The sequence below is a fragment of the Streptococcus sp. 17.1 genome (genome assembly GCF_016648655.1).
In the GTDB taxonomy this organism is placed as follows: domain Bacteria; phylum Bacillota; class Bacilli; order Lactobacillales; family Streptococcaceae; genus Streptococcus; species Streptococcus salivarius_E.
This window is the reverse complement of sequence record NZ_JACLQM010000034.1, coordinates 1-7,467: the sequence shown is the minus strand read 5'-3', so window position 1 is coordinate 7,467 and position 7,467 is coordinate 1. Positions and strand designations below refer to the sequence as shown.

General features: G+C 40.7%; 2 protein-coding genes. Both read right to left on the bottom strand.

Going from position 1 to position 7,467, the window contains the following annotated elements; all coding sequences use genetic code 11:
• Positions 1-325: 325 nt before the first annotated feature.
• Positions 326-6,391 (bottom strand): ZmpA/ZmpB/ZmpC family metallo-endopeptidase, encoded by a 6,066-nt coding sequence (locus H7T99_RS10360; protein WP_037601914.1) that lies wholly within the window; start codon positions 6,389-6,391, stop codon positions 326-328.
• 466 nt (positions 6,392-6,857) lie between these two features.
• Positions 6,858-7,467, bottom strand: a 610-nt coding sequence (locus tag H7T99_RS10355; RefSeq protein WP_201035992.1) for an LPXTG cell wall anchor domain-containing protein, incomplete at its 5' end; no start/stop codon positions are given.

Here is a 7,467-nt window from a genome sequence, read left to right as displayed (position 1 = left end):
TTTGAAACATCAAAACATTCGTGCTTTCATTTTCCTTAACCCGACTTTTTGTTAGTTTTATAATTTTCTAAATATATTTAACCGATAATCTTTTTTATTAAAAACACCCATTCCCGATACGACATTATTTGGTTTTGATTCTATTTATTAAAATACAAAATTTATACCTTCAAAAAGAATATTTTTTTAAACCTCCTAACTCACATCTTACCGCTTGATTTCTAAATCCCTTATCACTACTAGGTTTTCAGACTTTTTGGCACAAGATTTCAAGAAAGATTCAAAAATCCCCTTGGCTTTTCGCCAAAGGGGATTCTTTCATCTATTATTTGAAAATAGAACTTGTGAAACTATCTGTCTCTTGTAGGAGTTTCTTATAGACAGCTTCTTTGAGTTTCGTCGTATGGCTTGTTGACACTGATTTATTACCGTTATTATCTGTTTTAATACTTGCAGCATCTTTTGCTACTGCAGCCTTAAACAAGGCTAATAAATCATCGTAAGAGCTTACTGTTGTGCCGTCAATTGTAACTGTCGTCAAACCATGTGACGCTTTGTCTTTCACTTCTTTGAAGTAGGCCTTCTTGAAGGCTTCTAGTGAGTTGAACTGACCATCAGAAATCTTGCTAATGATAAAGTCGTCTCCAAGGGTGTCCTTACCAGCCGCTTTTGCTTCTTGTTTATACTTGTTAGTCGCATAACCTAGGAAGCCTTTTTCATAGCCATAGTAACCCCAGAGTCTGAAGGTATTATGCTTGAAGGACATGGCACCAGGAGAACCCTCGCTGGTATTTCCTCCATAGATGGCAGACATCATAGGAACATTGACATAAGCAGAAGAGAAATCATCTGGTTTATAGACACCATTTCCTGGACCACGATTGGTCATGAAGTTATTGTCCACAAGGTCATCAATAGAGGTCAAGTTAATAGCCTTTTCACTATCACTTAGAGCACGAACCTTGTCGTATTGATTTTTACTGTTACCTCGTAGCTGTTTATCTACCTTCTTGAACCATGCGTTATTGAGCTCTTGATTTCCTTGACTGAGGACCGCTTCCCCTTCAAGTGAGTCAAGAAGCATGAGGGTATCGTTGTAGCCCTTCATGTAACGGTCGATGGCTTCACGTGAGTTCAACTTGTTTGGATTAGTGTTATACCACTGATTACCGTCGTTTTCTCTTTCAAAGGCCATGTTAAGTCCTAAGGCGCCGTATTCACCTTGATGACCTTGAGTAGCTGGTGATTGAAGAAGACCTTGGGCATATGCTTCAACGTCTGTTCCTTCACGACGACCATAATCTCCAAAGTAAGCAATACGGTCATTGATGTGGGTCGTTTCATGCGTAAAGGCCGAAGCACCGTACTCACTAATCATGTTAGACATGACGAAAGTAACTTTGGCACGATTATCAAAGGCATTGTCATAGATAGCAGCATAGGCACCGGCCATAGCTCCGTTGTCTCCATAGTACTCACCAACTGGACCATAGATTTCACGGATTGGCGCATAGACTTCTGTACTGTCTTTAAATTGACCGTAGCGCTCTGGCCAACCTGGCCAACCATGACCCCAGACATAGAAACCTTCCCAGACAGGATTGACAATATCTTTGAACAATCTGTTTTTAACTTTGTCTGTAGCCAATCTATGCCAGAAATCAAGGTAGTTGATTTGACGTTGGGCAGCTAGATCAATCTCAGGTTTCAGTTTCTCAAGAGTCGTATTGTACTTGTTAGCTGTTCCATATGACATGGTGTCATAGGTTGAAATCAAGAACATCTCTGTTTTATCAAGATTCAATAATGGCAGAATCATTTTTCTGTGTAGGCCACGTGTTAAGTTATCGTAAGCACGATACTTGTGCTCACCGACACCTTCATTTTGCGAAGCTTTCTCTACAACATAGACCTTGTCCTTAGTGGCATCGATGAACCAATCATTCATATTGTCGATATTAGTGAACAATTCTCTATTATAGTTTAGGAAACCATTTAAATCTCCAGATTTAGTATATTTCGCTAGAACTTCACCAAAAGCATCATATGTTCTTGATCCACTGATATTATTTTCCTTAGAGCCAATCTCAATCAAACGGTCAAGGACATCCACATTTTTACCATAGAAGTCTGGCTTGAAGAGCATGATTTCTTTGATATTGACATCATCAAACTTAACACCGTAATAACGATTCAAATAGGTTAAACCTAGCAAGAGAGCAGCCTTATTTTTCTCGACCTTATCAAGAATCATTTGTTGAGCGGCAGGTGATTGGTTAAGCTGGTGATCCTCATTTTCAACCAGCTTAATCACAAGGTTAGTCAAATTAGCTTTAACAGCCTCAAAGCTTTCTTCCAAGAAGAGGTTCTTAATGGCATTTACTCTATTTGGACCGGTACGACCAAGTTTTTGGTAAATTGGATCAGACTGCAACTCAATCGTTTTAAGGATATCAACAATACCATTAATAAGACTTGAGTGATCTTTTTGGACAATATTCGGAGTGTACTTGATACCCAAATCAGTAACAGTGTACTCCTTAACGTTGCTCAAACCTTCTGAACTATCTGAAAGCTTGAAGTAGTCTTTAGTACCATCAGCATAGTGAACAATAATCTTGTTAGCATCGCTTAAGTCTGTGACAAAATTACTGTCTTTCATTGGTGTCACTGAGAGTACATCTTTGGTATTCAAGTTATGGTTTTTAGCCAGTTTGTTTGCTTGATAGACAATATAATCCTTGTTATAGAACGGTTGAAGTTTCTCAATATTCTTATAAGCCTGGTTGTATTCTGGATTATAGTCTTGAATATTGGCAAAATCAGCTTGACTAGAAACATTATTAAGAGTATTCAACGCGTAAGGTTCGCTGACAAATGTATCAGCCGTTATTTTGTAGCCTTCAACACGCTTGTCAGCTTCTTCCTTAGTCAAATGTTTGAGTTTTTTCGGACTCTTGGTATCTCTACCAGTGCCATCTTCGGCAGAACTATAGCCGATAACCCCAAAGAGGTCTTTGATATAAGGTCCACCATCTTCGTCATCAACATCATTAGATGCAAAGATTTCTTGACCTTTAACTACCTTGGCATAGGTCACGTTGTCTTGAACAGCTCCGTAAGGCCAAGTCTTGGCAACAATACCACCGACATATCTTGTGTTTTTAACATCAAGAACACCTTTGGCTACTGAATTTGTTACCCTTGCCTTAGTTCCAGACTTCCAGCTATTAAGCATGTAGGTGACATATGGTACCAGCATACTTGCATTGGCATTATTGGCCGTAATAGTCGCATCCACATAAGCTCTGTTAACAAATCCCATGTAGTTTGAGCCAGCAATCCCACCAACTGTCGAGTTATTACCAACAGAGTTAATCTTACCGATAAAGGCGACATTTTCAATCTTGCCATCTTCATCAATCTTATTGACAATCCCCGCAACGTCATTATTACCAGTAACTGAACCAGTCACCTTAACATCTTCAATCAAACCTTTGTTTTTAAGGTTAAATCCAACTGCTGCTATTTGATTCTGACCAGGGCGATTGATGTCTACATTTTCAAAGTTGATATTCTTAATGGTTCCCCCATTGATAACATCGAACAATGGGTGTTCCAAATCATAGATGGCAAAACGTTTGTCACCATCACTAATCAACTTACCAGTAAATTCGGTCGTAATGTATGATTTGCCGTTTGGAACAACGTGACGAGCACTCATACTTTGACCCAGTCTAAATTCACCTGATGGATTAGCCTGAATGGCATTGACCAACTCAGCAAAATCATAGTAAACATTGGCTTGACTAGCTTTCGGTTTCTCAATGTAGTAGCTATAAGTTTGAGCAAAATGATTTTGGCCATCACGTTGCACCAAATTGTCCGCTTCTGCAGTTACCTTATAAACCGCCTTACCATCAACTGTTGTCTCTTCGATAGACTTGACAGCCAAGTAAGTTGTTTTCTGATCTGCCGAAGTCATCTTCAAGTAATAATTCGTAAGGTCTTGAGGTACAGCTGTCAGACGGGTTTCATCCACTTCTGTTTGATTGTCATACTTAATCAAATCCGTACGGGCAAAATCTTTAAGCTCAACTTTCTTGAGATCAAGTTGGATGGTTTGGTCTGCCAGGACCTGACTTTCCTCACCATTGCCACGATCAAAGGTCATGGTTGTTGTAAGTGTATACGGCTTGTAATAGTCTAAGTTTGTTAAATCAGCAGTCAAGGTCGTGCTAGGAACATCAAGCGTTTGGACAACTTGTCCATCTTTCTTAAGTACCGCTTTAATAGTCGTGATGGCTACTGAACCTGGATTAGTCAATTGGTAGCTAAGCTTGGCACTTCGACCCAAGTCATCCTTGTCAATCTGTGTCAGTGTAAGAACTGGTTTTTCTGATATCTTAGCCCCTTTGCGAACGATACGATCTTGGACAGGAACTAGCACGGTTTCAGTGACAGTTGGCTCTTCAGCAGTCTTGTTACCCTTGTAAGTCTTATAAACCTTGGTGATTATATTTTGGCCTTTTTGACCTTCTTGGACAACTTTCAATGTGCCTTTTTCTAGACTATCATCTTCTTGGACAATTTCTTTAAATGGAAGCTCTACAATGGACTCCTCCGTCGTTGTGCCATCTAGAGGCTTGCTACCACGACGGATTTTTCTAGGTTGTGGCACCTCAATAACCTTACCTGACACAATAGTCGGCTCACCAACCTTGACACCATCAATGGTTTGGTAAATTTTCTGGATTTCTTGGCTACCTTTTTTACCCTCTTGTTCGACAACTTCTTCATCCATATACTTGTTATCATCCGTAATCACTTCGATAGGATAATCGATGGCTTGCGTTTCAGTCTCTGTGATACTGCCGACAACTGGGGTATGAACAGGATTCTCAGGTTGAACAAGGGCCTCACCTTCGTGGCCTGATTCTTGTGTTCCATTGGCACTGATTGGTCCAGTGTACTCTGGATTATCTGGTTGGACAGCTGCCTCGCCTTCGTGGCCAACTTCTTGTGTGCCATTAGCACTGATTGGACCAGTATATTCTGGAGCCGCTGGTTGAACCACAGCTTCACCCTCATGGCCAACTTCTTGTGTGCCGTTAGCACTGATTGGGCCCGTATATTCTGGAGCGGTAGGTTGAACCCACGCTTCTCCCTCATGACCAACTTCCTGGGTACCATTGGCACTTGTAGTATCGCTACTGATTGAACCGGTGTACTCTGGGTTAGCAGGTTGAACAACTGCCTCGCCTTCGTGACCAACCTCTTGCGTACCGTTAGCACTGATTGGGCCCGTATACTCTGGATTGGCGGGTTGAACTAGAGCCTCGCCTTCGTGGCCAACTTCTTGTGTCCCGTTAGCACTGATTGGGCCGGTGTACTCTGGATTGGCGGGTTGAACTAGAGCCTCGCCTTCGTGACCAACCTCTTGCGTACCGTTAGCACTGATAACACCAGTATATTCTGGATTGGCGGGTTGAACCACTGCCTCACCCTCATGGCCAACTTCTTGTGTGCCGTTAGCACTGATTGGGCCCGTATACTCTGGATTAGCAGGTTGAACAGCTGCTTCACCTTCATGACCTGATTCTTGCGTACCTTTAGCGCTAATTGGTCCAGTGTACTCTGGATTAGCAGGTTGAACTAGAGCTTCGCCCTCATGACCTGGCTCCTGAGTTCCTTTTTTCCAACTGATTTCTTTATCTATTTCATCCCGGCTTGCTGTGTTTTTATCTTCTCTTGATGGCTCAAGTCCTTTCAAAGTATTCTCCAAAGGTTGTTCAAGTTCAGGCTTAGCCGAGTAACGAAGATAGCCGACATACTCATAACCATCGATTGTAATAACACCTTTAGCTAGATCCGCCTCATCTGAGACAGTCAGAGTCTGATTATATGCCTGTAACTCCTTATTTTGCAAAGCAAGAACCTCAAGAGGGACAAGTAAACTTTGCCCTGCTGCTCCAATCAAGACCAATCCAATAATCTTTTTGCGGTGTTTTTTTGAAAATAGGAGCACAGCCAAAGTTGCTGTTGTCAGCCCTAAACCTGTTGCGGCCCAGTCAGAACTACCTGTCTGAGGAAGAGTAGCTTGACTGTCTCCCTTACGTTTATAGACCAGATAAAAAGTATCATCATTTTGATATTCCTTTGGAATAGCATGAATCACTTGCTTCTGCTCTTCAGCTGTCAATTCATTTTCAGTAACATAGGCCATATGTACCGAAGCATCCGTAGTAATCTGATCCGCCGAAACTGGCTTAGACACGAAAAGACCACCTGCTAACAAGAATGTTCCGATAGCAACTGGCCCGACACCAACTGACAATTTACGAATGGCGTATTTTGTCACTTTTTCAAAAACATGATTTGCTTGTTTCATTCATAATCTTCCTATATGTTAATCGTTGTACCCCAAAGGCACTTCAAAAACGAAGACGTTACTGAAAAACACGCACTCTATACATTTATTATCCTTCTTCCGAAATCTATCATATCCTTTTTTTAATCTTTAGGCAAGTATTTTCTCTAATTTTTAATCAATATAAATAATTATTTAGCAACCATACTTTTCTTTCATGAAAACCTCTAAAGCCTTTTCATATAAATAATTATAAAGACTCTAACATTTGTAAAAATATTCTATTGAAATTCAAAATACTAATAATTCAAAAGAAAAATAATTGGGCTAATCTCTCTTATTCAATTTTATATCTAATATTTTAATGTAAGTAAAAATCATCGTTCAATAGACACAAAAGAGACCCACCCCTTATGGGATGAGTCTCTTTTTCGAAAACTGAAATAGTCTAACTAACTATATTGAGGGATTTAACCTATTAACTATTTTAGTCTTCTTTTTTGCGTTTTCCTACTAAACCAAGTCCAGCTGCCGCAAGAATTCCACCAAGGACTACGCCACCGATAGATACTTCGTCTCCTGTTTCTGGAAGTGTAGAAGCATCTTTTTCAGTTGATGAAATGTTTGCTCTTGCTTTAAGGTTCATATGATTAGCTAAAGTTGTTGATGACTCAACTTTACCATTTAGTGATGGTTTAACAACTGTTGGAGTATTCTCAGAACCCTTACCATTGTTGAAGGAATCTACTGTTCCACTTGTTGTGGCAAACATTGGAGCACTAGCTCCTGAAACGTTACCTGCTAGGTCTGTCGCTCTAGCTGTCACGCTACCTTCTGGAATGTTAACTGTTGGAACTACCACTGCGAGACCTGTTTCATCAGCTGTCGCTTCACCAATCTTATTGCCGTCTTTATCGAACAATTCAACCTTAGAACCTGGTTCTGCAATAACATCGATTGGAGTACGAGTGCCCGCCTTACCTGTAAGATCAGTATTCACTACTGGTGCGTCTGGCGCTATCGTATCAGTTCCCTTACCTACAGTCACTGATGTTGGGTTAGAGGTGTTGCCTGCATCATCTGTTGCAGTGACAGAA